23 protein-coding genes are annotated in these 26,271 nt (G+C 73.9%); 12 read left to right on the top strand and 11 right to left on the bottom strand.

All coding sequences use genetic code 11. The features are described 5' to 3' along the window. Position 1 precedes the first annotated feature (1 nt). Positions 2-4,396, top strand: a complete 4,395-nt coding sequence (locus AB0898_RS27425) for a cation-translocating P-type ATPase (RefSeq protein WP_366805666.1) — start codon at positions 2-4, stop codon at positions 4,394-4,396. Here the strand turns inward: AB0898_RS27425 and AB0898_RS27430 are convergent. From AB0898_RS27430 to AB0898_RS27460, 7 genes are all read right to left on the bottom strand, one after another. After that, on the bottom strand, positions 4,393-5,763 hold the full coding sequence (locus tag AB0898_RS27430) for a nucleobase:cation symporter-2 family protein (RefSeq protein ID WP_366805667.1): 1,371 nt from the start codon (positions 5,761-5,763) through the stop codon (positions 4,393-4,395). The genes AB0898_RS27425 and AB0898_RS27430 overlap by 4 nt on opposite strands. 147 nt (positions 5,764-5,910) lie before the next feature. Next, a complete protein-coding gene (locus tag AB0898_RS27435) occupies positions 5,911-7,251 on the bottom strand; it encodes an FAD-dependent oxidoreductase (RefSeq protein ID WP_366805668.1) in 1,341 nt (446 codons plus the stop codon). Positions 7,252-7,430: 179 nt separating this feature from the next. Then, positions 7,431-8,099 (bottom strand): helix-turn-helix domain-containing protein, encoded by a 669-nt coding sequence (locus tag AB0898_RS27440; RefSeq protein ID WP_366805669.1) that lies wholly within the window; start codon positions 8,097-8,099, stop codon positions 7,431-7,433. A 180-nt stretch (positions 8,100-8,279) separates the two neighbouring features. After that, the gene (locus AB0898_RS27445) at positions 8,280-8,969 is read right to left on the bottom strand and encodes an HAD-IA family hydrolase (protein ID WP_366805670.1); all 690 of its coding nucleotides are present in this window, start codon (positions 8,967-8,969) and stop codon (positions 8,280-8,282) included. A gap of 10 nt (positions 8,970-8,979) precedes the next feature. Further along, positions 8,980-9,684 carry a phosphatase PAP2 family protein gene (locus tag AB0898_RS27450; protein ID WP_366805671.1) on the bottom strand — a complete coding sequence of 235 codons (705 nt, stop codon included), beginning with the start codon at positions 9,682-9,684 and terminating at the stop codon, positions 8,980-8,982. A gap of 93 nt (positions 9,685-9,777) precedes the next feature. Further along, a complete protein-coding gene (locus tag AB0898_RS27455; protein ID WP_366805672.1) occupies positions 9,778-10,713 on the bottom strand; it encodes a M56 family metallopeptidase in 936 nt (311 codons plus the stop codon). A 114-nt stretch (positions 10,714-10,827) separates the two neighbouring features. Further along, entirely contained in the window at positions 10,828-11,376 is a 549-nt protein-coding gene (locus AB0898_RS27460) for a DUF5134 domain-containing protein (RefSeq protein ID WP_366805673.1), read from the bottom strand. Positions 11,377-11,532: 156 nt separating this feature from the next. Between AB0898_RS27460 and AB0898_RS27465 the strand changes: the two genes are divergently transcribed. Together AB0898_RS27465 and AB0898_RS27470 are read left to right on the top strand one after the other, a co-directional pair. Then, the gene (locus AB0898_RS27465) at positions 11,533-13,140 is read left to right on the top strand and encodes an FUSC family protein (protein WP_366805674.1); all 1,608 of its coding nucleotides are present in this window, start codon (positions 11,533-11,535) and stop codon (positions 13,138-13,140) included. Beyond that, positions 13,137-13,781 carry a MarR family transcriptional regulator gene (locus AB0898_RS27470; protein ID WP_366805675.1) on the top strand — a complete coding sequence of 215 codons (645 nt, stop codon included), beginning with the start codon at positions 13,137-13,139 and terminating at the stop codon, positions 13,779-13,781. Before AB0898_RS27465 ends, AB0898_RS27470 begins: the two co-directional genes overlap by 4 nt. 34 nt (positions 13,782-13,815) lie before the next feature. On the opposite strand, the gene AB0898_RS27475 is transcribed toward AB0898_RS27470, so the two are convergent. After that, positions 13,816-14,208 carry a VOC family protein gene (locus AB0898_RS27475; RefSeq protein WP_366805676.1) on the bottom strand — a complete coding sequence of 131 codons (393 nt, stop codon included), beginning with the start codon at positions 14,206-14,208 and terminating at the stop codon, positions 13,816-13,818. 72 nt (positions 14,209-14,280) lie between these two features. Here AB0898_RS27475 and AB0898_RS27480 point away from each other — a divergent pair, with 72 nt between their 5' ends. Next, positions 14,281-14,817 (top strand): GNAT family N-acetyltransferase, encoded by a 537-nt coding sequence (locus AB0898_RS27480; RefSeq protein WP_366805677.1) that lies wholly within the window; start codon positions 14,281-14,283, stop codon positions 14,815-14,817. Between the two features lie 63 nt (positions 14,818-14,880). Here the strand turns inward: AB0898_RS27480 and AB0898_RS27485 are convergent, their stop codons facing one another. Beyond that, on the bottom strand, positions 14,881-15,564 hold the full coding sequence (locus AB0898_RS27485; protein ID WP_366805678.1) for a glycerophosphodiester phosphodiesterase family protein: 684 nt from the start codon (positions 15,562-15,564) through the stop codon (positions 14,881-14,883). Positions 15,565-15,911: 347 nt separating this feature from the next. On the opposite strand from AB0898_RS27485, the gene AB0898_RS27490 reads away from it, so the two are divergent. From AB0898_RS27490 to AB0898_RS27500, 3 genes are all read left to right on the top strand, one after another. Further along, positions 15,912-17,309: a DUF6421 family protein gene (locus AB0898_RS27490; protein WP_366805679.1), complete on the top strand. Its 1,398-nt coding sequence runs from the start codon at positions 15,912-15,914 to the stop codon at positions 17,307-17,309. An 86-nt stretch (positions 17,310-17,395) separates the two neighbouring features. After that, positions 17,396-18,142, top strand: coding sequence for an SDR family oxidoreductase (locus AB0898_RS27495; RefSeq protein ID WP_366805706.1), 747 nt, complete (start codon positions 17,396-17,398; stop codon positions 18,140-18,142). Continuing rightward, positions 18,139-19,209, top strand: a complete 1,071-nt coding sequence (locus AB0898_RS27500) for a low specificity L-threonine aldolase (protein WP_366805680.1) — start codon at positions 18,139-18,141, stop codon at positions 19,207-19,209. Before AB0898_RS27495 ends, AB0898_RS27500 begins: the two co-directional genes overlap by 4 nt. Positions 19,210-19,295: 86 nt before the next feature. On the opposite strand, the gene AB0898_RS27505 is transcribed toward AB0898_RS27500, so the two are convergent. Beyond that, complete coding sequence (locus AB0898_RS27505) at positions 19,296-20,024, bottom strand: lysophospholipid acyltransferase family protein (RefSeq protein WP_366805681.1); 729 nt, start codon at positions 20,022-20,024, stop codon at positions 19,296-19,298. A gap of 319 nt (positions 20,025-20,343) precedes the next feature. On the opposite strand from AB0898_RS27505, the gene AB0898_RS27510 reads away from it, so the two are divergent. From AB0898_RS27510 to AB0898_RS27530, 5 genes are all read left to right on the top strand, one after another. Next, positions 20,344-20,670, top strand: a complete 327-nt coding sequence (locus AB0898_RS27510) for a thioredoxin family protein (RefSeq protein ID WP_366805682.1) — start codon at positions 20,344-20,346, stop codon at positions 20,668-20,670. Positions 20,671-20,884: 214 nt separating this feature from the next. Beyond that, positions 20,885-21,394: a flavin reductase family protein gene (locus tag AB0898_RS27515; protein ID WP_366805683.1), complete on the top strand. Its 510-nt coding sequence runs from the start codon at positions 20,885-20,887 to the stop codon at positions 21,392-21,394. A gap of 240 nt (positions 21,395-21,634) precedes the next feature. After that, positions 21,635-22,420 (top strand): electron transfer flavoprotein subunit beta/FixA family protein, encoded by a 786-nt coding sequence (locus AB0898_RS27520; RefSeq protein ID WP_366805684.1) that lies wholly within the window; start codon positions 21,635-21,637, stop codon positions 22,418-22,420. Between the two features lie 228 nt (positions 22,421-22,648). Next, positions 22,649-23,611 (top strand): electron transfer flavoprotein subunit alpha/FixB family protein, encoded by a 963-nt coding sequence (locus AB0898_RS27525; protein ID WP_366805685.1) that lies wholly within the window; start codon positions 22,649-22,651, stop codon positions 23,609-23,611. Between the two features lie 196 nt (positions 23,612-23,807). Then, positions 23,808-25,091, top strand: a complete 1,284-nt coding sequence (locus AB0898_RS27530) for a DUF6986 family protein (RefSeq protein WP_366805686.1) — start codon at positions 23,808-23,810, stop codon at positions 25,089-25,091. 24 nt (positions 25,092-25,115) lie between these two features. Here AB0898_RS27530 and AB0898_RS27535 read toward each other — a convergent pair whose 3' ends face one another. Further along, positions 25,116-26,168: a LacI family DNA-binding transcriptional regulator gene (locus AB0898_RS27535; protein WP_366805687.1), complete on the bottom strand. Its 1,053-nt coding sequence runs from the start codon at positions 26,166-26,168 to the stop codon at positions 25,116-25,118. Positions 26,169-26,271 lie beyond the last annotated feature (103 nt).

A 26,271-nucleotide genomic window follows, 5' to 3' on the forward strand; every position in this document is an offset into this window, starting at 1 on the left:
AATGGTGCTCAAGCTGCTGACGTCACCGTTCGCCGCCGTACGACGGCTGCCCGCCGTACCCGGACTTCTCGCGGGAGCCGCCGCGCCCGCCGTCGGAATGGCGGCGGGCGCGGCGGTCGGGACCGCCCGCGCCGGAGTGCGGGCCGCCGACACGACCGCCCGGGTGGGCCGCGTCGTGCGCTCCGCGCTGCCCGGCGGCCCCGCCCACTGGCGCTCCGGCGCCCGCGCCCACCTCCCGCTGCGCGCCGCCCACCCCGAGCGGGTACGCCACGAGGGCGGCACCGCGCACCTGGCCCGCCGGATCGCCGTCGCCCTCGCCGAGCGGCCCGACGTGGTCTTCGCCTACTGGGACGAAGGCCTGGCCCGGCTCGTCGTCACCGTCACCGAGGACGACGTGCTCGACCGGGTCGTGGACCACGCGGCCGACCTCGCCGAGCGCGAGGGACTGCTCGTGGCGGGCGGCGACCCCGAGGAGAACACCCACCCCGCCGACCCCGCCGGAGTGCGCGCCGCCGCGACCACCCTCGGCATCGACATCCTCGGCATCTCCGTCGCGGTCACCACCTTCCTGCTGCGCACACCGCCCACGCCCCGCACCCTGACCGCCGTGGTGACCTTCCTGCGCGAGAACCCCCGCTTCCGCGCCCTGCTGCGCGCCCGCATCGGCGCCACCCGCATGGACCTCCTGCTGGCCACCGCGAACGCCACCGTCCACGCCGCCGGGCAGACCCCCACCTCCCTGGTGCTCGACGGCACCCTGCGCGGCTGCCAGCTGGCGGAGACCGTGGCCCGCGCGGCCGCCTTCGACAGCGTCCACGACCAGCTGTGCGCCCCCGGCCGGGTCAGCGTCACCGCCGACGACACCCCGCGCCCCTCCCTGCGCGAATCCCCGGCGCAGACCTACGCCGCCCACGCCTCGATCGGCAGCGTGCTCGGCGCGGTGGCCGCCTTCCTGGTCAAGCACGACACGAACTCCGCCGCCGAGGCCGTACTCGCCGGCTCGCCCAAGGCCGCCCGCTACGCCCCCGCCGCCTTCCACGCCGTGTTCGGCGCCTCCCTGGCCCGCGACGGCGTCCTCGTCCGCGACCCCGAGCGGCTGCGGCAGCTGGAGACCGCCGGCACCCTCGTCCTCCACCCGAGCGCGCTGCGCACCGAGGAGGGACTCGCCGACCCGTGGACCGAGGCCGTACTCGACGCAGCCCGCCGCGCGGGACTGCGCGTCGTCCTGGTGGACGACCCCGCCCTGGAGGACTTCACCGGACTCGCCGACCAGGTGGTGGACGCCCGGCGCCCGCTGGACGACGTGGTGTACGGCCTGCGCGCCGACGCCGGGGACACGGACGAGCGGCACGACGAGCACGCCGAGGGCCGCGAGGACGTCGTCATCACGGTGGCCCGGCCCCGCACCGCCGAGGAGCGCGAGGTGCTGGCCGGGCTGCGCGGCAGCGACATCGCCGTGGTGCTCACCGACCACGGCGGCGCCGTGGTCTGGGGCGCCGACATCCTCGCCCCGCACGGCCTGCCCGACGTGTGGCGGCTGCTGACCGCGATCCCCGTCGCCCGCGACGTGAGCAGGCGCGGACAGGTCCTCGCCCGCTCCGGCGCCGCGCTCTCCGGCCTCCTCGTGGCCATCGGGGACGGCCACGACGGCGGCCGGCGCCACTCCCTGCTGCCCGGACTGCGGCACGCCCCCGTCGACACCGGCGCGCTCACCGCGCTGTTCTCCGGCATCTGGGCCGCCCTCGGCGTGGCCTCCGCCCGCTCCCCGCGCCCGCGCGCCCGGGTGCGCTGGCACGAACTCGGCCCCGACGAGGCCATGGAGCGCCTGGACCGCACCGCCGACGCCCCGCCCACCGCCCTGGAACGCACGCTCGCCACGGCCCGGCACACCGTCCGGCACGTGGTACGGCATCCCGCGCTCGTCCCCGCCCGGCTGAGCTGGCAGCTCGGCCAGGCCGTACGCGGCGAGCTGGACGACCCGCTCACCCCGGTCCTCGCCGTCGGCTCCGCGGCCTCCGCCATCCTCGGCTCGGTCGTGGACGCGCTGCTCGTCGTCGGCGCCCTGGACCTGAACGCGCTCGTCGGCGGAGTACAGCGGCTGCGCGCCGAACGGGCCCTGTCCGGACTCCAGGCCGAACAGCAGCGCAAGGCCCGCGTGGCACCCCCGCCGGAGGAGGCCCCGGCCGGCGGCACCGTGACCGTCGACGCGGGCAAGCTGCGCCCCGGCGACGTGATCGAGCTGAAGGGCGACGACGTGGTGCCCGCCGACGCCCGGCTCCTGTGGGAGGACGGCCTGGAGGTGGACGAGTCCGCGCTCACCGGCGAGTCGCTGCCGGTGCAGAAGGACCCCGACCCCACCCCGCACGCCCCCGTCGCCGAACGGCGCTGCATGGTCTTCGAGGGCACGACCGTGGTGGCGGGCACCGCCCACGCCGTCGTGGTCGACACCGGGGAGCGCACCGAGGCCGCCCGCGCCGTCCACCTGGCGGGGCGTACGCCCCCGGCTGCCGGAGTGCAGGGCCGCCTCCAGGAACTCACCCGCAAGGCACTGCCGTTGACCCTCGCGGGCGGCGCCGCCGTCACCGGCCTCGCGCTGCTGCGCGGCACCCCGGTCCGCGAGGCGGTCAGCGGAGGCGTGGCCGTCGCCGTGGCCGCCGTCCCCGAGGGCCTGCCGCTCGTCGCCACCGTTGCCCAGCTCGCCGCGGCCCGCCGGCTCAGCCGCGACGGCGTGCTCGTGCGCACCCCGCGCACCCTGGAGGCGCTCGGCCGCGTCGACACCTTCTGCTTCGACAAGACCGGCACCCTCACCGAGAACCGGCTGCGCCTGGTGCGGGTCTCCGACGCCGAGGGCACGGTCGGCGCCGTGGACGACCCCGGTCCCGCGCGCACGCTGAGGCGCGCCGCCCGCGCCTGCCCCCGCGTCAACGGCGGCTCGGGCCGGCCCGTGCACGCCACCGACGAGGCGGTCCTCGACGCCGCCGGACCCGACCTCGGGTGGACCCAGCTCGGCGGCCTGTCCTTCGAGGCCGCCCGGGGCTACGCCGCCGCCGTCGGCCGCGAGGGCGACGGACCCCGCCTGCTGGTGGTCAAGGGCGCCCCCGAGACCGTGCTCCCCGCCTGTGAGGGCACCCCCGACCGCGCCTCCGTCACCGCGCACGAACTGGCCGGCGACGGACTGCGCGTCCTCGCGGTCGCCGCCCGCCGCCTCGCCGACGACGAGGAGGAGACGGCGGTCCTCGAAGACCCGCTGCACGCCCTGGAGTTCAACGGCCTCCTCGCCCTCTCCGACGTACCCCGCGAAACCTCCCGGGCCCTGGTGCACGGCCTGTACGAGGAGGGCGTACGCCCCGTCATGCTGACCGGCGACCACCCGCAGACCGCCCGCGCCATCGCCCGCGACCTGGGCTGGCCCGAGGACACCGAGGTCGTCACCGGGGACGAACTGGCCGCCGCCGACCGCAGGACCCGGGCCCGGATGCTGCGCGACGCCGGAGTGGTCGCCCGGGTCGCGCCCGAGCAGAAGCTCCAGGTCGTCGAGGCGCTCAGGGACGCCGGCCGGGTCGTCGGCATGGTCGGGGACGGCGCCAACGACGCGGCCGCGATCCGCGCCGCCGACATCGGCGTGGGCATCAGCGCCCGGGGCTCGGCCGCCGCCCGCAACGCCGCCGACATCGTGCTCACCGACGACGACCTGACGGTCCTGATCGACGCCATCGGCGAGGGACGCTCGCTGTGGCACAGCGTCGCCGACGCCATCGCCATCCTCATCGGCGGCAACGCGGGCGAGGTCGGCTTCGGCATCCTCGGCACCCTGATGTCGGGCACCGCACCGCTGTCCACCCGCCAGATGCTGCTGGTCAACCTGTTCACCGACCTGTTCCCGGCCATGGCGGTCGCCGTCACCCCGAAGGCGCCCGACGACGCGGCGGCGGGGGAGTGGACCACCACCCCCGAGGATGCCGCGGGCAACGTCCTCGGCGCGCCGCTCATCCAGCAGATCCGGCACCGCGCCCTGACCACCGCCCTCGGCGCCGTCACCGCCTGGCTGATCGGCCGCTTCACCCCCGGCACCGCCCGCCGCTCCAGCACCATGGCGCTGTGCGGAGTGGTCGGCACCCAGCTCGCGCAGACCCTCCTCGACCGCCGCGACAGCACCCTGGTCCGGGTCACCGCGCTCGGCTCGGCCGGTGTCCTGGTCGCCGTCATCCAGACCCCCGGCGTCAGCCGCCTCGTCGGCTGCACCCCGCTCGGGCCCGTCGCCTGGACCGGCGTGGCCCTGGCGATCCTCCTCGCGGTGGCGGGCCAGCGGTCCCTGCCGCACCTGGAGGAGGCGGTCGTACGGCTGCTGCCGAAGGACGAGGAGGACGAGGAGGGAGCGGAGGGCGTGGCGGTCTAGGCGCTCGGTGCGGGAGCCTCCGGTACCGCCGCCCCGGACCCCTCCGCCGCGACGGCGCCCCCGTTCCGCGACGGCAGGTGGTTGAACAGCAGGTTCAGCGCGATCGCGGTCAGACACCCCGCGCTGATCCCGCTGTTCATCACCGTCTGGAACCAGTCCGGGAACCTCGCGTACACGCCCGGCACGCCCACCGGCAGCATCCCGACCGCCACCGAGACCGCGACGACCGTCAGATTGTGGTTGTCCTTGAAGTCCACCCGCGCCAGCGTCCGCAGCCCGCTCGCCGCGACCGTCCCGAACATCACCAGCCCGGCCCCGCCGAGCACCGGCGCCGGGACCGCCGCCACCAGGGCGCCCAGCTTGGGCAGCAGACCGAGCAGCACCAGGAGCGCCCCGGCCGCGGCGACCACCCAGCGGCTGCGCACCCGGGTCATCCCGACCAGCCCCACGTTCTGCGCGTACGCCGTGTACGGGAAGGTGTTGAACACCCCGCCGAGCACGGTCGACAGACCGTCCGCGCGCAGCCCGTCGGCCAGCGAACGCGGTTCCACCCGGCGATCCGTCAGCTCACCCACCGCGATCAGGTCACCGGTGGTCTCCGTCATCGTCACCAGCGCCACCACCAGCATGGAGACGATCGCGGACACCCGGAACTCGGGCGCCCCGAAGTGGAACGGCGTGCTGATCCCGACCCAGTCCGCGTCCCCGACCCCGCCGAAGTCCGTGAAGCCGAACGGCACGGCCACCGCGAGCCCCACCACGATGCCGGTCAGCACGGCGATCCGGGAGAGGAACGCCGGGGCGAACCGCTGCACCCCGAGCACCACCAGCAGCACGAACGCCGCGAGGGCCAGATTCCTCGGCGCCCCGAAGTCCTTCGCGCCCGTGCCGCCCGCCGCCCAGGCGCCCGCGACCGGCAGCAGCGAGACGCCGATGATCAGGATGACCGTGCCGGTGACCAGCGGCGGGAAGAAGCGCAGCAGCCTGCCGAACACCGGCGCGAGCAGCATGATCGCCAGCCCCGCGACGATCACCGCGCCGTAGATCGCGGGCAGTCCGCCGCCCGTCGTCCCGATCAGCACCATCGGCGAGACCGCCGCGAACGTGCACCCCTGCATGATCGGCAGCCGTACGCCGAACCGCCAGAACCCGACGCACTGGATCAGCGTCGCCACCCCGCACACCAGCAGATCGGCGGTGATCAGATACGCCAGGTCGGCGGCCGACAGCTTCATCGCGCCGCCCACGATCAACGGCACCGCCACCGCGCCCGCGTACATCGCGAGCACATGCTGAAGGCCGAAGGCCGCGAGGGCGCGCACCGGGGGTATCTCGTCGACGGGATGGACAACTGCGGTCTCTGCCATGGGTACTCCAGAGCGGCGGTGGGGAGCGGCATCCGAACTGCACGTGACGGTAGGCGCCTTGAACAGATTGTTGATTTCCGCGGTGTTGCCGCCGTGTGTCCTGCCCCGCCGGGGCCGCGGGGATGCCAACTCCCGTGCGCGCGTTGCCTATACGGTCCGTGCCGCCGCCAACAGCTCGTCCCAGTCCGCCAGTTTGACCACCTTCCGCCCGAGGCGTGCCCCCAGCTCCGCCTCGGCCCGCTCGATGGCCAGCCAGCCCGGCCAGGGCACCGGCTCGACGCCCGACTCCCGCAGCGCCGTGAGCGGTTCGTCCGGCACCTCGCGGGCGGCGAGCGCGGGCGCGTCGGCGAGCAGCGAGGCCACCGTCTCCTTGGCGCACGACCGGTTGCTGCCGATGACCCCGGTCGGGCCGCGCTTGATCCACCCGGCGACGTACTCACCGGGCGACGGCGTCCCGTCCCGCAGCACCCGGCCCTCCTGATGCGGCACGGTCCCGGTCGCCGGGGCGAACGGCAGCCCCTCGGGCGGCGCTCCGCGATAACCCACCGAGCGCAGCACCAACTGCGCGGGCACGTCCTCGAATTGGCCTGTGCCGACCACACCGCCCCGCCCGTCGGGCGCCGTCCGCTCGAAGCGCACCCCGCCCACCCGGCCGTCCTCCTCCAGGATCTCGACGGGCCGCAGGAAGAACCGCATCCGGATGTTCCGCTCCGCCTCCGGTCCCGGCAGGGCCGCCCAGTCGCGCAGCACCTCGGCGTTGCGCCGCTGCGCGCCGGGCAGCGCGGACAGCTCGGCGAACGCCGGGTCGAGCGCCAACTCGGCCGGGTCCACATGGACTTGGGCGCCGGGCAACTGCCCCAGCTCGCGCAGCTCCTTGGTGGTGAACCGGGCCTGCGTGGGACCGCGCCGCGCCGCCATGTGCACCTCGCCGACACCGCTCGCGGCCAGCGCGTCCAGGGGCGCCTGCGGCATGTCCGTGCCGTGCAGCTGCTCCGCGCCCCGCACCAGCATCCGGGTCACGTCGAGGGCCACGTTCCCCGCGCCGATCACCACCGCCGAGCGCACGTCGCTCAGCGAGCCGAGGCCCGCCGCGTCCGGGTGGGCGCTGTACCAGGACACGAAGTCCGTCGCCGCCCAGCTGCCCGGCAGATCCTCGCCGGGGATGCCCAGCCGGCGCCCGGTGGCGGCGCCCACGCAGTACACGACCGCGTGGTACGTCTCCCGCAGCCGCTCCGGCGCGATGCCCTCCGGGCCGCCGACCTCGACCCCGCCGAGGAAGCGCACCCGCTCGTGCTCCAGCACGGTCCGCAGGCTGTCCTGGAGCGACTTGATCTTCTCGTGGTCCGGGGCGACGCCGTACCGCACCAGACCGAAGGGCGCCGGCAGCCGGTCCAGCACGTCCACCCGCACATCAGGATGCTGCTGGACCAGGTTCTGCGCGGTGTAGCACCCGCTCGGTCCGGAGCCGACGACGGCGACACGCAGCACGGCGGCCTCCTCACCCCGAGGGCATCGGGAGAGTGCCCTGACGGCTCCAGCATGGCACCGGCGGGCGGGCGCGGCAGGGGGTGAGAGGCCACCTGGGCGGTGCCGCCCCCGGGTCCGGCCCGGGGCCGGCCTCAGGTCTGCTCTCGGGTCCGGTCTCAGGCCCGCCCTCGGGCCCGGCCTCAGCTCCGGTCCGGCTCCGGCCGCTCCCCGGTCGCGAAGAACCGCGACAGATCCTGCTCCGCCCCGCACGCGGCGCTCTCCGGCGGCACGCCCAGCTCCCAGTCCAGGCCGTACCGCCCGAACAGCTCCGCGCGCAGCACCGGCACCGGCATCGGCACCCCGGGTACGAGCGCCGCGTACACCGCGCCCATCAGCAGCGCCCGCAGCATGGGGTAGTCCACGGGAACGTCCGCCGAGCCGTACCGCGCGACCGTGTCGCCGAGCAGCTCCGAGAGGCGCTGCTGCTCCGGACACTGCACGAAGCCCTCGGCCTGGAGCAGCCCGGCCATGTGCTGGCGCATGAGCACGGGCCGGTCCCGGGCCAGGCCCAGGATCGCGTCGACCGCGCGGGCCAGCCGCTCGCGGCCGTCCTCGGTGCGCGGCTCCCGCTCCAGCGCCTCCTCCAGCGTGCGGTGCATCAGCCGGTGCACGGCGGACTGCACCAGCTGGCGCTTGCCGGGGAAGTAGTACGACACCAGCCCGCGCGCCGAACCGGCGCGGTCCGCGATGTCGCCGAGGGTGGTCGCGTCGTAGCCGCGTTCGCCGACCAGCTCCACCGCGGCCTGCAGCAGACGCTCCCGGGAACGGCGGCGCAGCTCTTCGTTGACCGAGGCGCTGCGCGGGGACATCGTGGAACTCCTGCGTTGACTGGCTGGCGGCCAACTATACTCGTCGGACCAGGCACCGCTTCGCGCGGGGCCTGCTCGGTGGTGCCGTCCGTCTGGGGCGACGCGGGGGATCGTCTCAGGCGGCCGGCCCACCGGTGAGCCGTTTCGCGGTATTCACCCGCGACCTCGTTCCCCGTGCCCTCAGCCGCTCAGGTCCAGCACCGGCAGCAGCGCGTCCGGACGCCGGTCCACCGGCAGGTGGTCCACGAAGTGCACCCGGCAGCCGAGCGCGGCCGCGCCCCCGTCCGCCGGCCGGCTGTCGCCGACCATCAGCGCCTCGCCCGGATCGACGCCCAGCCGCTCGCAGGCCAGCGAGAAGAGCCCGGGGTCGGGCTTCTTCATCCCGTGCTCGTAGGACAGCACATAGGTGTCCACGTACGCGTCGAGCCCGTGCGCGCGGAACACCGGACGCAGGTCCCAGCCGATGTTGCTGACGACCCCGATCGCGGTCCCGCGTTCCCGCAACTTGCGCAGCACGTCCGCCGCGTCCGGGTACGGCGACCACGCGGCCGGTGTCATGTGCCGGTCGTACAGCACGTCGTGCAGGTCCGGGTCGGGCAGCGGGACGAGCCGGGAGAGGCCGGTGTAGGCGGCCCGGTGGGCGGCGGCGCTCTCGTCGCGGGTCGCCCACAGGTGCGCCAGCGCGTCCGGCACGCGCAGCGGTTCCGCGCCGCCCGGGAGCGCCCCGGCCTCCTCCAACCGCCGTGCCGTGGCGGCGAATTCGGCCTCCCCGAGCCGGGCACCGGTGGCCGCGAGCCCGGCCCGCAGCCACGACTCGGCCGACTCGATACGGAACAGGGTGCCGGAGAAATCGAACAGGACGGCGTTCATGAGGGCGTGACTACCCCTGCCCGCGCCCCCGTACGCCACACCGGGGCCACTCGTGCACCACGACCGCCACCGCCACCACCAGCGCCCCGAACAGCCAGCCGCCCAGCACGTCCGAGGGCCAGTGCACCCCGAGCCACACCCGGGTCGCGCCGACGCCCACCACCGCGAGCAGCGCCACCGCGACGGCCGCCCGCCACAGGGCTCCGCGTACACCGGCCCGGTACAGCAGCCACAGCAGCAGACCGCACACCACGGTCGCCGTCATCGCGTGGCCGGAGGGAAAGGCCGCGAAGCGCGCGGAGTCCACCGGGTCCGGCCACACCGGACGCGGCCTGCCCACGGCGGCCTTCACCGACTGCTGCACCACCACCGCCACCCCGCAGGTCAGCACCAGCCACAGCGCCGACCGCCAGGCCGCCCGGCGCCACAGCAGCCACAGCGCCACGACCGCGCACACCAGCCGCATGGTCAGCGGATCGAGGACCCAGTCCGACACCACCCGCGTGACGGAGGTGACCCCGCCCTCGCGGACCGCCCAGCGGTGCGTCGTCCGGGAGACCGAACCGTCCGCCGAGGCCAGCGGCTGCCACTCGGCCGCCACCAGCGACGCCAGCACGGCGCAGCAGACGGCGAGGACGGCCGCCACGAGAGCGGCCGTCCGGGCAGCGGGGGAGGGGCGGCGGTCGGGCACGGTCCTGGAGAGCTGGTCACACATGCCGCGATCCTCGTACATACGGCGGTACATGGGCATCCCACCGCTCCCGGCGCGTCGGCGCTCCAAGCGCCCGCCGGCCCGGCGCCCGGAGCCCTAGCCCAGTGCCCGCAGCGCCGGAACGAGCGTCACCAGCACCGGAATCACCGGGACCAGCGCGGCCGCCGCCGTCAGCCGCAGCCGCCGGGGCGCCGGAAGCCGCTCGGGGGCGGTCAGCAGTCGGTCCACCCGCTGCGGCACATGGGACTGCGGGGTGGGGCACGGCCCGAACACGCCCCGGTGGTGGTTGAGTTCGACCAGCGCGAGCGCCGTCGTCACGCGGCCGAAGCGCCGGGAGGCGGTGTCGTCGGCGGCCAGTTCGACCAGCCGGTGCATCTCGTCGCGGAACGCGGCGAACACCGGCACGCGCGGGAAACCGTCCGCCAGCGCGGCCGAACAGTGCAGCAGCCAGTCGTGCCGGGCGCGCGCGTGACCCTGCTCATGGGCGAGCAGGGCGTCGAGCTGACGCCCTTTCAGGCGGCGCAGCGCGGCCGTGGTGACGACGAGCCGGGGTGCCGTGCCGGACAGCCACCAGGCGTCTGGCCGCTCGCCCTCCAGCACCACGAGCCGCCCCTCCGCCGGCACCTCCCCGGGCAACAGCGGCGCGCGGAGCAGGAGTTCGGCGCGGTGCCGCTCACGGTCCTGCCGGACCCGTACCACCTCGCGGACCAGCATCGCCGCGCTCCACAGACCGCCGCACGCGAGGGCCACCGCCGTCCCGGCCGCCCATACGCCGCCCGTGCCGAGGGCGTACGCCTCGACGACCGCGTGCGGTGCCGGGGCGAACACCCGCCCGCGCACCGCCTGCCAGGCCGCCGCCGCGCTGAGCGTCATCGACAGCGCGCAGCACAGCAGCACGGCCGCCACCACGCACTGCCACGCCCACAGCGCCACCACCGGCTCCCGGTCCGGCCAGTCCGCCCGCCCGAGCAGCCGGGGAGCGGCGGCGGAGGTCAGGATGCCGAGCAGCAGCAGCGCCACGGGGACCATCATGGGCAGCACCCTATGGGTGGGACGGGTGGCCAGGGCCCCGCGGTCCGCCGAAGTGACGCAGACAACGCCCCGGCGCGCGGCGGATGTTGACGTATGCCGCAGGCGGCCGGGCCCTCACATCGTCAGCAGCATCGCGACCGTGCCTATCCCCATCGACAGCCGGCAGACGCGCGCCAGTTCGGTCCGGTCGCCCCACCGCCCCGAACCCGGCCCCGGGGCCGCCGCGGCCGGCACCAGGCGGGCCCCGGTCAGCAGCACATAGCCGGTGAAGTACAGCAGCAGCACGCCGGTCACCGGGGCCACCCCCGAACCGCCGGGCATGTGGTGGTGCCCGGCCGGGGCGGCCGCCATCACCACGGACATGTAGACCATCGCCGAGGTGCCCATCAGATGGTGCAGATGGTGGGCGTCCCGGCGCGCCGCCCACAGCGCGCGCAGCGCGGCCGCGCCGAACACGGCCGCGTACACCGGCCACACCCAGCGCGGGGGAGCGAACACCGCCGCCGGGACCGCCATCGCCGCCATCCCGAAGCCCATCAGCGCCTCGCCGCCCGCCGCGCGGCGCTGCTCCTCGACACCGCTGCGCATCCGCAGCAGACAGTAGGCCCCGGTCGCCGCGCACAGCGCGACCAGCAGCCAGGCCGGTGAAGCCGGACCGTGCACGCCCACCACCCCCGTTCGACGTCGGTCGAGGGATGCGATGCCCACGACACGCGGAGCGCACGCGAGCGCAAGGAGGTACACGGGGAGCACTCGCCGGAGCGCGCGCCCGCCGAGGGTAGATGTTTTACAGATAAAACACATGCTAAGTTCATCGATATGAGCAGCCTGTCCCTCCGCCCCCTCCCGCTCGCTCAGACGCTCCGTCTCGGACGGCCCTCCGCGATCTGGTTCAAACCCGCCCTCAGCGTGGTGGCCTCGACCCTCCCGCCCAACCTCGTCCTGCTGGCCCTCGGCCGGCTCGACCTCGCCCTCTACACGATGGCCGGGGCGCTGTGCGCGCTCTACGCCCACGACCGCCCGTACGCCGCCCGGGCCCGCGTCCTCGCCCTGGTGGTCCTCGGCATGACCGCCGGTCTGGCCGCCGCCCTCCTCACCGCGTCGCTCACCTCCGACCCGGTGGTCCTGGTGACCGTCGGCGCCCTGCTGGCCGCCGTGCAGAAGACCGTCTGCGAGGCCACCCGGATCGGACCGCCCGGGAACGTGGTCGTCGCCTTCGTCATGTCCGCCGCGCTCTTCGTCCCGCAGACTCCCGGCCAGATCCCCGGCCACCTCGCCCTCGCGCTCGGCGCGGGTGCCTGGGCCTGGCTGATCGGCATGGCCCCGGGCCTCTTCCGCCCGCACGGCCCCGAACGCCGTGCCGTCGCGGCGGCCCTGCGCGCGGTCGCCGCCCAGGTGGGCGGCGGCGCGGGAGCGGCCCGTACGGCCGCCTACGCCGCCCTGCACACCGCCCGGTCCGCCCTGCACGCCTCCGGCGTCCGCCCCGACCCCACCCGGCGGGCCCTCGCCGCCCTGCTGACCGAGGCCGAGACCGCCCTCGCGACCCCGGACGCCGACGCCGCCGTACTCCGCGCCCACGCCGACGCCCTGCGCGGCACCGGCCCCGTCCCCGGCGCCGCCGTCACGGCGCCGGAACCGCCGTACCCCCGCCCCCGCCCCGTCCCCCTGGCGCACCTCGCCCCGCTCGCCCTCCGTACCGCCCTCGGCTGCGCGCTCGCCGGCTACGCGGCCCTCGCACTCGGTGTCGGCCGCCCCTCCTGGGCCCTCGTCACCGCCGCCGCGCTGTACCAGGCCAACGTCACCCGCACCTGGAGCCGCGCCCTCCAGCGGGTCCTCGGCAACCTGCTCGGCGTGCTCCTCTTCGCCGCCCTCGCCCCGCTCACCCACCTCCACCCGGTGGTCCTGGTGCTGTGCTGCGCGGCCTGCAACTTCGGCGCCGAGGCGCTGATCGCCCGCAACTACTGGCTCGGCAGCGTCTGCGTGACCCCCATGGCACTGCTCATCACCGAGTTCGCCCACCTCCAGGACCCCGGCGCGCTGATGACCCAGCGCGTCCTGGACACCCTGGTCGGCGCCCTGACCGGCTTCGCCGCCGCCGTCCTCGTCACCAACCGCCGCGCCGGACGGCACCTGGAGCACGCCCTCACCGCCGTCGAGGAGGCCCGCGCCCACGCCGACCGGCTGCTCGCGCGGCCCCGGCCGGGCACCCTGGAACCCGCCCGCCGCGCCCTGGCCGTCGCCCTGGTCGACCTGCGCGTCACGGCCGACACCGCGCTGGGGGAGTGGTGGCAGCGGCCCCTGCCCGAGGAGCGGCTCCTGCGCGCCGAGCGGGCGGGACACCGTACGCTCGGCGAGACGGCGCGGCACACACGGGGCGCGCCCGCGCAGGCGCACGACAGCGGGACGACGGAGGCAGTACGGCCATGACGGCGAGCAACGGGCAGCCGGACACCGGGGACGAACGGACGGACGGCCCCGGACCGACGGCCGAGGGTACGGGCGGCACCGGCGGCACCGGCGGTACGAGCGGCACTGGTGCCACCGATGACACCGGTGGCGCCGCACGCGCCGACACCGTCGCCTCGGTCGTCGCCCAGTGGCGCGCCGTGCACCCCGGGCTCGACACCGGGCCCATGGAGGTCATCGGCCGGATCAACCGCTGTGCCGCCCTGCTCCAGCAGGCCGAGGACGCCCCGCTGCGCCGCGCGGGACTCAGCCGCGCCGAGTTCGACCTGCTCGGCGCGCTGCGCCGCACCGGCCATGAACTCACCCCCGGCGAGCTGGCCCGGGAGACCTTCTCCTCCGGGGCCGCCGTGACCAAGCGCCTCAAGCGGCTCACCGAGACCGGTCTCGTCGAGCGGCGCGCCGACACCCGCGACCGCCGGGTGGCCCACCTCCGCCTCACCGACGCGGGCCGCGACCTCGTGGACGGCCTCCTGCCCGAGCAACTCGCCTACGAGAAGGCCGTGTTGTCCGCCCTCGCGCCCGAGGGGCAGGAGGAGCTGTCCGACCTGCTCGCGGTGCTCCTCAACGGACTGGAGGGCCACTCGGGCGCCCTGCGCGCCTGAGGGAGCCGGCCCGGCTCCGGGAGGGCTCCCGCCGTCAGATCCCCGGCCGGTACCGCAGCGGATGCTCCGCCGGGACCTCCACCAGCACGATCGGGATGCCGTCCGGGTCCGCGATCCACATCTCGTCCAGCCCCCACGGCTCCCGCTCCGGCGCCCGCACGATGTCCACGCCCTTCTCCCGCAGCTCCTTGTGCGCGGCCCGCAGATCCGGGACCTGGAGCCACAGCCGCACCTCGGGGGACGGCGGGGTCTGCGCGCGCCCCGAGACCTCCAGGAAACCGCCGCCCAGAAAGTAGACGGTCCCGCGCTCCGGACCCGTACCGAACTCCCGGTGGACGGCGAGGCCCAGCTGTTCCCCGTAGAAGGCGCGGGAACGGTCGGGGTCGGTCGGGCGGACGAGCAGACGACTGCCGAGTACATGCACCATGCGGGCGAAGCCTAATGGGCCGGTTACCCTCGACCCTGGCCGAGCCGCGCCCGAGAAGTCGGAGAACATTCCATGAACCACCCCACCGGACTGACCTTCCGTGACGCGACCGACGCCGACGTGGACACCCTCGTCGCGCTGGTCGAGTCGGCGTACCGGGGCGAGGCGAGCCGGGCCGGCTGGACCACCGAGGCGGACATCCTGGACGGGCAGCGGACCGACCCCGAGGGCGTGCGGGAGATCGTCAAGTCGCCCGACAGCCGGCTGCTCGTCGTGGAGCGCGACGGCCGCGCCGTCGCCTGCTGCCAGCTCGAACACCGGGGTGAGTACGCCTACTTCGGCATGTTCGCGGTCAGCCCCGCCCTCCAGGGAGAGGGCCTGGGCAAGGCCGTCATGACGGAGGCGGAGCGGCAGGTCCGCGAGGCCTGGGGCGTCACCGAGATGCACATGACGGTGATCTCCGTCCGCGAGGACCTGATCGCCTGGTACGAGCGCCGGGGCTACCGCCGTACGGGAAAGACCTCGCCCTTCCCGTACGGCGACGAGCGCTTCGGCATACCGCGCCGCGCCGACCTGCGCTTCGAGCTGCTGGTCAAGCCGCTGGTGTGACCCGGCGGCCGCCCCGGGCGGCTCGGGCGGGCGCGGCTCGACGGCGCAGGCCGCTCGGGCGGCTCAGGCCGTGAAGCGGCCCGTGCGCTTGATCTCCGGATAGTCCGTCGTCGCCCCGTCGAGCTGGAGCGCGCGCACCAGACGCAGGTCGTCCTGGGTGTTGACCACCCAGGCCACGATCCGCAGGTCCGCCGCGCGCGCCTTCTCCACGATCTCCTGGGTGAGCCGGCGGATGTTGAGACAGACGGTCGCGGCACCCACCGCCACGGCCCGGTCCACCACGTCGGTGCCGTACCGGCTCGCGATCAGGGCGGTGCGCACCCCGGGCACCAGCCGGGAGATCTCCGCCACCGCGTCGTCGTGGAAGGAGGACACCTCCACGCGGGAGACCAGGTCCCGGCGGTGCATGACCTCGGCGAGCGCCTTGGCCGCCGCCTCGTCCTTGATCTCCGCCTGGAGGGGCACGCTCACCGCGTCCAGGACCTCTTCGAAGACCGGCACCTGCTCCCCGAGCCCCGCGTCCAGCGCGCGCAGCTCGGCGAGGGTCTTCTCGGAGATCGCCCCGGTGCCGTCGGTGGTGCGGTCCACCTCGGCGTCGTGCATGACGACCAGCGCGCCGTCCTTGCTGAGGTGCAGGTCGAGTTCGATGACGTCGAGGCCGGCCTGCTGCGCGGCGACGAAGGAACGAAGGGTGTTCTCGGGCTCGACGCCCTTGACCCCGCGGTGTCCGATGGTAAGGAAGTTCAAGGTTCAACTCGCTTCCGTCGACGGCGGCCCGGTCCGCGGACCCGACGGACGTCGTCGACCGCGCGGCACGTTCCGCAGCCTAATGGCCCCGTCCCGGGATGGCTCTTCATGTGCGTCCGCTCCGTCACGGACCGTGTGCCGCTGCCCGCGCGCGGGGTGGCTGAAACCCGCAGGCGCCGGCATGGCCGTACCCGTCCGGCGGAAGTGAGCGCCGTCACGGTTTACCGCAGGAAAAACGGCGGTCCAATGGCGGCTGCGCAGAATAATTTCCCGAGACCCCTCTTGTTCGGCGAAACCGGGTATGCATACGGTGTCCATACGCGAGGTTCTCCCGTGGAGGATGGGTCATGACGGAAATTCTTGTGCAGGCGGGTGCGGAGGAGCAGCTTCCTTCGCTGACCAGGGTGATTGAGCACCCGGCCTGGCCGATGCTCAAGGATGCCGTGGAGCGGATCCGGCCATGGCAGTCCAAGGACGGATCGATCGACTTCGAGGCCGAGGGCGCGCCCGCGCGGGCCGACGCCGAGGCGGCCGTCCGCCGGGTGACGGAGGCCGTCGGGCAGCTGGCCCCGCTGCTCCCGCACGACGCCGCCTACCACGAGGCCCTCGTGAAGGACCTGCGCCGCTGGGCCGAGGGCGGCTTCGGGGTGCCGGACTTCCTCGACTCGCTGCTGGCCTTCCAGCCCGCCGCGCGCCGCGAGCACGGACTCCAGCACCTGGTCGTCTTCCCGATGTACACGCAGAACGGCAACCCGGACCGCAATCTGGAGGCGGTCGTCCTGCGCATGGTCTGGCCCGACTGGCTGGCCGAGCTGGAGCGCACGCGGTACGACAACCCGCTGTTCTGCGGCATCACCTTCGAGGACTTCACCTCGGGCTACGACACCAACTCCGCCGTCCTCTTCCCGGAGACCATCGCCGTCCGCGAGGCGCCGGAACGTTTCTCCTGGGGCGGCATCTTCTGCGACCGCGAGGCCGCGCGCTTCCGCAAGGTCACCGACGCCGCCGTCGCCCTCCTCGGCCTGGAGCTGCCCGGGGACATCGCGGAGATGGTCCACGACCAGAAGCGCTGCGAAGAGGCCTTCGTGCTCTGGGACATGGTCCACGACCGCACCCACAGCCATGGCGACCTGCCCTTCGACCCGTTCATGATCAAGCAGCGCCAGCCGTTCTGGATGTACGGCCTGGAGGAGCTGCGCTGTGACCTCACCGCCTTCAAGGAGGCCGTGAAGCTGGAGTCGGACGGCGTCCCGCAGGCCCGTGACGTGCAGTACGCGGTCCTCTTCGACCGCATGTTCCGCTTCCCGGTCACCGGCGACCGCGTCCGCAACTACGACGGGCTCGGCGGCCAGCTGCTCTTCGCCTACCTGCACAAGCACGATGTGGTCCGCTGGACCGACAACAAGCTCACCATCGACTGGGAGCGCGCCCCCGAGGTCACCAACCGGCTGTGCGCCGACATCGAGCAGCTCTACCGCGACGGCATCGACCGGCCCAAGCTGGTCCACTGGTTCGCCGGCTACGAGCTGGTCGCGACCTACCTCGCCCCGCACCCCGGCTCCAAGTGGGCCAAGGGCCCCGACGCCCTCGACCTGAGCCTGCCGCCGCGCAAGCTCGTGGACGACGTGCTGCCGGACGAGTTTCCGCTCAGCATGTTCTATGAGGCCCTGTCCAAGAAGCTGAAGAACGTGATTGCCTCGACCAAGGGCATTCGTCGGGACGACGCCGAGCGGACTGCCGCGTGAGCGACGGCCTCCAGGTGAGCGACGTCGACGAGAGCGACGTCCACGACAGCGGCGTACACGAGAGCGCGGAGCGGGAGAGGAAGACGATGGGCAACGGGGTTCTGCGGGGTGCGGTGATCGCGGTCGCCGGAGCGGGCGGACCGGCGGGGCGCGCGGCCCTGGTCCGGCTGGCCGAGGCGGGGGCGACCGTCGTCGGCGCGGACAACGACCCCGCCCGGCTGGCGGAGGCCGTGGACGCGGCCCGCTACGCCAACGGCGGTGCCACGGTCACCGGCGAGACGGTCGACCTGCTCGACCTCGACTCCACCCGGGCCTGGGCCGCGGGCATCGAGAAGGAGCACGGCCGGATCGACGGCCTGGTCCACCTGGTCGGCGGCTGGCGCGGCGGCGCCACGTTCGACGCCACCGACCTCGCCGACTGGGACCTGCTGGAGAAGCTGCTGATCCGCACCGTCCAGAACACGTCACTGGCGTTCTACGACGGTCTCCAGCGCGCCGGCAACGGCCGCTACCTGCTGATCAGCGCCGCGGGCGCCGCCAAGCCCACGGCGGGCAACGCGGCGTACTCCGCCGCCAAGGCCGCCGCCGAGGCGTGGACGCTCGCCATGGCCGACGGCTTCCGCAAGGCCGGGGGCGAGGACGGGCCGCGCGCCGCCGCTGCGATCCTGGTGGTGAAGGCGTTGGTGCACGACGCGATGCGCGCCGAGCGCCCCAACGCGAAGTTCGCGGGCTTCACGGACGTCAAGGACCTGGCCGACGCCGTCGCCGGCGTCTGGAACGAGCCCGCCGCCGAAGTGAACGGAACCCGTCTGTGGCTGACCGAGAAGCCGTGAACCCTCCCCGGACCGACGCGCGTCGTCGTCACGACCCGACGGTCCGGGGCTTCGCCAGCGACAACTACGCCGGTGCGCACCCCGAGGTGCTGGCCGCCGTGGCCCTGGCCAACGGCGGCCACCAGGTGGCGTACGGCGAGGACGAGTACACCGGGAACCTCCAGCGGATCATCCGGGGCCACTTCGGCGCCACCGCCGAGGCGTTCCCGGTGTTCAACGGCACCGGCGCGAACGTCGTCGCGCTCCAGGCGGTCACCGACCGCTGGGGCGCGGTGATCTGCGCCGAGAGCGCGCACATCAACGTGGACGAGGGCGGTGCCCCCGAGCGCATGGGCGGCCTCAAGCTGCTCACCGTGCCCACGCCGGACGGCAAGCTCACGCCCGAGCTGATCGACCGCCAGGCCTGGGGCTTCGACGACGAGCACCGGGCCAAGCCGCAGGTCGTCTCGATCACCCAGTCCACCGAGCTGGGCACCCTCTACACGCCCGGCGAGGTCCGCGCGATCTGCGAGCACGCCCACGCGCACGGCATGAAGGTGCACCTGGACGGCTCCCGCATATCGAACGCCGCCGCCTCCCTGAACGTCCCCATGCGGACCTTCACCAACGCGGCCGGCGTCGACATCCTCTCCCTCGGCGGGACGAAGAACGGCGCCCTGCTCGGCGAGGCGGTCGTGGTGATCAACCAGGACGCCGTCTCCCACATGAAGCACCTGCGCAAGCTGTCCATGCAGCTCGCCTCCAAGATGCGCTTCGTGTCGGTGCAGTTGGAGGCCCTGTACGCCAAGGACCTCTGGCTCCGCAACGCCCGCCACGCCAACGAGATGGCCCAGCGCCTGGCGGAGGGCGCCCGCGCGGTGGACGGCGTGGAGATCCTCTACCCCGTCCAGTCCAACGGCGTCTTCGCCCGCCTCCCGCACGACGTGAGCGAACGCCTCCAGAAGCGCTTCCGCTTCTACTTCTGGGACGAGACGGCCGGCGACGTCCGCTGGATGTGCTCCTTCGACACGACAGAGGACGACGTCGACCTGTTCGTGTCGGCGCTCAAGGAGGAGATGGCGCGCTGAAGCCCGCCCCAGGCGGTGAGACCGGCGAAGCCGGGGCGCGGACGATGATCGTCCGCGCCCCGGCTTCGTTGTCCGCTCGTCCCGCCTCAGAGCGCCTGGACCGCCCGCAGTTGCTCCGCCGTCGGGGCCGTGCCGCCGAGGTGGGCCGGGAGCCACCAGGAGTCCTCGGGGGACTTGGGGCGGGCGGGATAGGCGCGCTGGGCGGCGTCCAGGAGGTCCTGGACACGCTCGCGCAGCCGGCGGGTGATCGCACCCGCGTACTGGTCGCGCGGAGCCTCCACCGCCTCGCCGACCCGGACGGTGATGGGGGTGTGGCTGCGCTTGAAGTTGCGCGGGTGACCCTTGGTCCACAGCCGCTGGGTGCCCCACAGCGCCATCGGGACCAGCGGGACGCCCGCCTCCTGGGCGAGCCGCGCCGCACCCGACTTGAAGCTCTTCAGCGTGAAGGACTCCGAGATGGTGGCCTCCGGGAACACGCCCACGATCTCGCCGGAGCGCAGCGAGTTCAGCGCGTGCGCGTACGCGGCCTCGCCCTGCGACCGGTCCACGGGGATGTGCTTCATCCCGCGCATCAGCGGACCCGACACCTTGTGCCGGAAGACCGCGTCCTTGGCCATGAACCGCACCAGCCGCTTCTGCGGCAGCGCCGCCAGGCCGTTGAAGATGAAGTCCAGGTAGCTGATGTGATTGCTCACCAGAACGGCGCCACCGGTGCGCGGGATGTTCTCCGACCCCTTGCAGTCGATCTTGAGGTCCCACACCTTGAACAACGTCTTCGCGAAACCGACGACGGGACGGTAGACCAGTTCTGCCATGGGCGGGGTCGGCCCTTTCTGCTCTGCTCGGGAAAGGGGCTCCCGGCGGGAAGTTACGCAGCCGTAGGTTTACGGCGTCTCCAGATCGTGCCCCAAGAACGGACGGGTAGCCAGTCCTGGTGCCCCGTGGCGGCGAGATCCTCGTCACGTCCCTGTAACAGCCCGTCCAAGGGCGGCGCACGCGCCTCACCCGCACCCCGCGCACCCCGCGCGCGGGGTGCGGGAATCCCTCGCGGCCCGCCGGTGCTTGTGCTGAGGACGACCGGACCGGCCGAAGGGCCGGACATGTGCCGCGCGAGCGGCGGAGCGGAGGGCACGCGTGCGCGCGCAGGGCGAGGAACAGCGGCTGGGGCCGGCCGACCTGAGCGGCGAACTGGGCGAGCGGGCCACCCTCGTTCAGTTCTCCAGCGCCTTCTGCGCCCCCTGCCGGGCCACCCGCCGCACCCTGAACGAGGTCGCCGCCATGGTGCCCGGCGTGATGTGTGTCGACATCGACGCCGAGGCCCATCTGAGCCTCGTACGCGCCCTCGGCATCGTCCGCACCCCCACCGTCCTGGTCCTCGACGCGACGGGACGCGTGGTGCGCCGGGCGGCCGGACAGCCACGCAGAGCGGATGTGATCGCGGCCCTCGGGGAGGTTCTGTGAGCGCCGGCAACCGTCCTGCCTGGCCTCTTCCAGATCATGGACCGTACTTGACTGTGCGCGCCATCCGTCGTCAGCCTGGCCGTATGCCGACCGAACTCCTTCTCGTCGGGCGGGCCCACGTCGACCTGGCCCGCACCGCGAGCGCGCGCTGTCCGGGCTGTTGAGCAGCCACGGCCTCCGCTCCGCTCGCCCTCCTCAGCAGAAGGACAACTCCATGACGGCCACGCCCGATCTCGGCACCCACCAGACCGCCTCGCCCGAACTGCTGCGCGCCACCTTCCGCCGCCACGCCGCCGGTGTCGCGGTCATCACCGCCCGCGCCGACCACGGCCCGGTCGGCTTCACCGCCACCTCCCTCACCTCCGTCTCCGCCGAACCCCCGCTCGTCTCCTTCGGCATAGGCACCGGCGCCTCCAGCTGGCCCGCCCTCTCGCGCGCCGAGCACGTCGGCGTCCACCTCCTCGCCGAGCACCAGGACGACCTCGCCGCCACCTTCGCCCGTAGCGGGGCCGACCGCTTCGGCCCGGCCACCGCCTGGCGCGAGGGCCCCGAGGGCGTGCCCGTCCTGGACGACGTGCTCGCCTGGCTGGTCTGCCGGATCGTCGGCCGCGTCCCGGCCGGGGACCACCGGATCGTGCTCGCCGAGGTCGTCCTCGGCGACCCCTCGGGCACCGGCCGCCCGCTGCTCTACCACCAGGGCCGGTTCAACGCGCTGCGGGACTGACCCGGGGGCGCCCCGCTCCGGCGGGGGTGGCCCGCTTCGGCGTCGCCGTCGAGTTCCGGTTACGCTGCGTTGCGAAGGTCACAGTTCAAAGCGCTTGCTCAGCGGGCATGAACTGGATGTACTGGCGAGTAATATTTCGGCCGGGAGCGCACCGACGCCCCGACCGGGACAGGCCGCTTGAGGCGCCTATGCTGCCTTCAAGAGGCAGCCCGGAAATGACGATGCAGTAGGAGAGCCGGCGTGAGCTTGAGGATCGTTGTCACTGTGAAGTACGTGCCCGACGCCACTGGCGACCGGCACTTCGCCGATGACCTGACCGTCGACCGCGACGATGTGGACGGTCTGCTCTCCGAGCTGGACGAGTACGCGGTCGAGCAGGCCCTCCAGATCGCGGAGGACGCGGACGACGCCGAGGTCACCGTGCTGACCGTCGGCCCCGAGGACGCCAAGGACGCGCTGCGCAAGGCCCTCTCCATGGGCGCCGACAAGGCGATCCACATCGAGGACGACGACCTGCACGGCACCGACGCCCTCGGCACCTCCCTGGTGCTGGCCAAGGCCATCGAGAAGGCCGGTTACGACCTGGTGATCTCCGGCATGGCCTCCACCGACGGCACCATGGGCGTCGTACCCGCCCTGGTCGCCGAGCGCCTCGGTGTGCCGCAGGTGACCCTGCTGTCCGAGGTCTCCGTCGAGGACGGCACCGTCAAGGGCCGCCGCGACGGCGACACCGCCTCGGAGCAGCTGGAGGCCTCCCTGCCGGCCGTCGTGTCCGTCACCGACCAGTCGGGCGAGGCGCGTTACCCGTCCTTCAAGGGCATCATGGCGGCCAAGAAGAAGCCGGTGCAGTCCTGGGACCTGTCCGACCTCGACATCGAGGCGGAGGAGGTCGGTCTGGACGGCGCGTACACCAAGGTCGAGGCCGTGGCCGAGCGCCCGGCGCGCACCGCGGGCACGATCGTCAAGGACGAGGGCGAGGGCGGCAAGCAGCTCGCCGAGTTCCTCGCGGGCCAGAAGTTCATCTAAGGGGCGGGCGGCGCGGGCCGGTTGCAACTCGACCCGCGCCCCTCGGAGTGCTCTGTCATCGCAGGAGAGCAATCCCGTGACTCCACCCCTGAAGGGGCTTCTCACTCGACTGTCGAGACAGCCTCGTGACGGACAAGCCCTGTCCGGCGCCTGAAGGCACGGACGCGAGCGTAGCAGTCAACAAATCTTGCCCCGGCTGAAGTTCGGGGTTTTCGCCCAGGAGTAGTAATGGCTGAAGTCCTTGTCTACGTCGACCACGTGGACGGTGCCGTCCGCAAGCCCACCCTCGAGCTGCTGACGCTGGCCCGCCGCATCGGCGAGCCCGTCGCCGTCGCGCTGGGCAACGGCGCCGCCGACACCGCCGCCACGCTGGCCGAGCACGGCGCGACCCGCGTGCTCACGCACGACGCGTCCGAGTACGCCGACTACCTGGTCGTCCCGAAGGTCGACGCCCTCCAGGCCGCCGTCGAGGCTGTTTCCCCGGCCGCCGTGCTGGTGCCGTCCTCCGCCGAGGGCAAGGAGATCGCCGCCCGCCTGGCGCTGCGCACCGGTTCCGGCGTCATCACGGACGCCGTCGACATCGAGGCGGGCGACGAGGGTCCGGTGGCCACCCAGTCGGTGTTCGCCGCGTCCTTCACCACCAAGTCCCGTGTCGTCAAGGGCACCCCGGTCATCACGGTCAAGCCGAACTCGGCCGCCGTCGAGGCCGCCCCGGCCGCCGGCGCCGTCGAGGCCCTGTCGGTCACCTTCTCCGACCAGGCCACCGGCACCAAGGTCACCGCCCGCACCCCGCGCGAGTCGACCGGCCGCCCGGACCTGACCGAGGCCGCGATCGTCGTCTCCGGCGGCCGTGGCGTCAACGGCGCGGAGAACTTCGCGATCATCGAGGCGCTGGCCGACTCCCTCGGCGCGGCCGTGGGCGCCTCCCGCGCCGCCGTGGACGCCGGCTGGTACCCGCACACCAACCAGGTCGGCCAGACCGGCAAGTCCGTCTCGCCGCAGCTCTACATCGCCAACGGCATCTCCGGCGCCATCCAGCACCGCGCCGGCATGCAGACCTCCAAGACGATCGTGGCCGTCAACAAGGACCCCGAGGCCCCGATCTTCGACCTGGTCGACTACGGCGTCGTCGGCGACCTCTTCGAGGTCGTCCCGCAGCTCACCGAGGAGATCAAGACCCGCAAGGGCTGATCCCCGCCGGAGTGCGCCCCCGCGCACCCTTGGCTACGCAGCCCCCGCGACCGGCCCCGGTCGCGGGGGTTCCGCGTCTTCCGCCCCGCCCGGGGGACGCCGACCCGGCCCGGAGGGTGTTGACCAGCGAGAATCACCCCGGATAGCTTCGGCGCGCGGACCCCTCCGGTTCCGCGCCGCGCGAGGGAGGGTGTGGATGGACGGGCAGGAGAAGATCAGGACCAGCCTCACGGACGCGGTCGCGGAACGCGTCGGCGCCCTTCTCGCCCCCGTCGACGCCGACCTGGCCCGCCGCTACCCCGGCGACCTGGGCACCCGGCAGCCCGTCCACACCGTCTACGTCCCCGCCGACGCCTTCGCCGCCGACACCCCGCGCACTTGGGGCGACCGCGCCCTCGCGGCCCTCGACGAACACGCCCCGGACGCCGAGTCCTTCGCGACCGTCCTCGGCCTGCCCGCCGAACTCGCCGACGCCGTGTACTCCCGCGTCCGCGCCAAGCTGGAGCGCGAACCGGTGGAAGACCTCCGGGTCGACTTCGAGGACGGCTACGGCATCCGCCCCTCCGAGGAGGAGGACCGGGCGGCCGCCCGCGCCGCCCGGCTCGTCGCCGAGGCGTACGAGAAGGGCACGGCACCCCCGTACACCGGCATCCGCGTCAAGTGCCTGGAGGCCGCGGTGCGCGAGCGGGGCATCCGCACCCTGGACGTCTTCCTCACCGGACTGCTCGCGGCGGGCGGGCTGCCCGAGGGGCTGGTGCTGACGCTGCCGAAGGTGACGTACGCCGAGCAGGTGACCGCGTTCGCACGGCTGCTGGACGCCTTCGAGGAGACCCACGGCCTGGAGCGCGGCCGCCTCGGCTTCGAGATCCAGATCGAGACCAGCCAGGCCGTCCTCGCCGCCGACGGCACCGCGACCGTCGCCCGCATGATCCAGGCCGGCGAGGACCGCGTCACCGGACTGCACTACGGCACCTTCGACTACAGTGCCGCCCTCGGCGTCTCCGCCGCCCACCAGGCCCCCGACCACCCCGTCGCCGACCACGCCAAGGCGGTCATGCAGGTCGCCGCCGCGGGCACCGGCGTACGCCTGTCCGACGGCTCCACCAACGTGCTGCCGGTCGGCCCCGCCGAGCAGGTCCACGCGGCCTGGCGGCTGCACCACGGCCTCGTCCGCCGCTCCCTCGCCCGCGCCTACTACCAGGGCTGGGACATGCACCCGGCCCACCTGCCGACCCGCTACGCGGCCGTCTTCGCCTTCTACCGCGAAGGGTTCGAGCGCGCCGCCGACCGGCTCGCCCGCTACGCCGCCCGCGCGGGCGGCGACGTCCTGGACGAGCCCGCCACCGCCCGGGCGCTCGGCGGCTACCTCCTGCGCGGCCTGGACTGCGGCGCCCTGGACACCGCCGAGATCACCGCCCTGACCGGGCTGAGCCGGGCGGACCTGGAGTCCTACGCGGCTCCTGGCGGGCGCCCGGCCTGAGGGGCGCCCTTGAGGGCGGCCGGCTCAGTCCGCCGGGGGCAGCTCGCCCGAGCCCCGCTCGATGAGCCGGGTCGGCAGTTCGATCCGCTCGGCCGCCGCGAGCGCGCCGTCCAGCCGCCGGAACAGCCGCTCGGCGGCGGTACGGCCCAGCGCCGCCGAGTCCTGCGCGACCACCGTCACCCCGGGCCGGAGCAGGTCGGCCAGCTCGAAGTCGTCGAACCCGACCAGGGCGACCGGGCGCGTGTGCCCGGCCAGCACCCGGATCACGGTGACCGTCACCCGGTTGTTGCCGGTGAATATGGCGGTCACCGGCGAGGGGCCGGTCAGCATCTCCTCGGCCGCCCGGCGGACCCGCTCGGGGTCGGTCGCCCCCAGCGACATCCAGTCGTCCTCGACGGGTATCCCCGCGTCCTCCATGGCGGCCCGATAGCCGCGCAGCCGCTCCGCCGCCGTGTGGATGTTCGGCATGTCGCCGATGAAGCCGATGCGGCGGTGCCCGTGGGCGATCAGGTGGGCCACGCCGTCCCGGGCGCCGCCGAAGTTGTCGGAGAGCACCACGTCCGCGTCGATGCGCCCGGCCGGGCGGTCCACGAACACCGTCGCGACGCCCGCCCTGATCTCCGGCTCCAGATAGCGGTGGTCGTCCCCGGCCGGGATCACCACCAGGCCGTCCACCCGCCGTGCGCACAGCGCGAGCGCCAACTCCCGTTCCCGGTCCGGGTCCTCGGCGCTGGAGCCGTTGATCAGCAGGGCGCCGTGGGCGCGGGCCACCTCCTCGACCGCGCGGCTGAGCGGGCCGTAGAACGGGTCCGCGAGGTCCTCCAGGACCAGGCCGATGCTCGCCGTACGGCCCTTGCGCAGCACGCGCGCGCTGTCGTTGCGCCGGAAGCCGAGGGCCTCGATGGCCTCCTGTACGCGCCGTTCGGTGTCCGGGGTGACGCCGGGCTCGCCGTTGACCACGCGGGAGACCGTCTTGAGCCCCACCCCGGCCCGCGCGGCCACGTCCTTCATGGTGGGCCGGTTGCCGTAACGGCCGGTGCCGTTGGCGCGTTCTGCTCCGCGGGTGGTCTCGGGCACGATGTGCTGTCCTGTCGTCCGTGGTCTTCACTGGCCGGTGCCCCAGGTCGGGGCCGGTACGAGCATGTGGCGTCGAGCATAGAGCCTGGACAACGTTGTCAGG

It is taken from the genome of Streptomyces sp. NPDC005435 (genome assembly GCF_040703155.1).
Lineage (GTDB): Bacteria > Actinomycetota > Actinomycetes > Streptomycetales > Streptomycetaceae > Streptomyces.

Coding starts and splice junctions, on each gene's coding strand:
- AB0898_RS27425 (WP_366805666.1), top strand. CDS start 2: ATGGTGCTCAAGCTGCTGACGTCACCGTTCGCCGCCGTACGACGGCTG.
- AB0898_RS27430 (WP_366805667.1), bottom strand. CDS start 5,763: ATGGCAGAGACCGCAGTTGTCCATCCCGTCGACGAGATACCCCCGGTG.
- AB0898_RS27440 (WP_366805669.1), bottom strand. CDS start 8,099: ATGTCCCCGCGCAGCGCCTCGGTCAACGAAGAGCTGCGCCGCCGTTCC.
- AB0898_RS27445 (WP_366805670.1), bottom strand. CDS start 8,969: ATGAACGCCGTCCTGTTCGATTTCTCCGGCACCCTGTTCCGTATCGAG.
- AB0898_RS27450 (WP_366805671.1), bottom strand. CDS start 9,684: ATGTGTGACCAGCTCTCCAGGACCGTGCCCGACCGCCGCCCCTCCCCC.
- AB0898_RS27455 (WP_366805672.1), bottom strand. CDS start 10,713: ATGATGGTCCCCGTGGCGCTGCTGCTGCTCGGCATCCTGACCTCCGCC.
- AB0898_RS27465 (WP_366805674.1), top strand. CDS start 11,533: ATGAGCAGCCTGTCCCTCCGCCCCCTCCCGCTCGCTCAGACGCTCCGT.
- AB0898_RS27470 (WP_366805675.1), top strand. CDS start 13,137: ATGACGGCGAGCAACGGGCAGCCGGACACCGGGGACGAACGGACGGAC.
- AB0898_RS27475 (WP_366805676.1), bottom strand. CDS start 14,208: ATGGTGCATGTACTCGGCAGTCGTCTGCTCGTCCGCCCGACCGACCCC.
- AB0898_RS27480 (WP_366805677.1), top strand. CDS start 14,281: ATGAACCACCCCACCGGACTGACCTTCCGTGACGCGACCGACGCCGAC.
- AB0898_RS27490 (WP_366805679.1), top strand. CDS start 15,912: ATGACGGAAATTCTTGTGCAGGCGGGTGCGGAGGAGCAGCTTCCTTCG.
- AB0898_RS27495 (WP_366805706.1), top strand. CDS start 17,396: ATGGGCAACGGGGTTCTGCGGGGTGCGGTGATCGCGGTCGCCGGAGCG.
- AB0898_RS27505 (WP_366805681.1), bottom strand. CDS start 20,024: ATGGCAGAACTGGTCTACCGTCCCGTCGTCGGTTTCGCGAAGACGTTG.
- AB0898_RS27515 (WP_366805683.1), top strand. CDS start 20,885: ATGACGGCCACGCCCGATCTCGGCACCCACCAGACCGCCTCGCCCGAA.
- AB0898_RS27525 (WP_366805685.1), top strand. CDS start 22,649: ATGGCTGAAGTCCTTGTCTACGTCGACCACGTGGACGGTGCCGTCCGC.
- AB0898_RS27530 (WP_366805686.1), top strand. CDS start 23,808: ATGGACGGGCAGGAGAAGATCAGGACCAGCCTCACGGACGCGGTCGCG.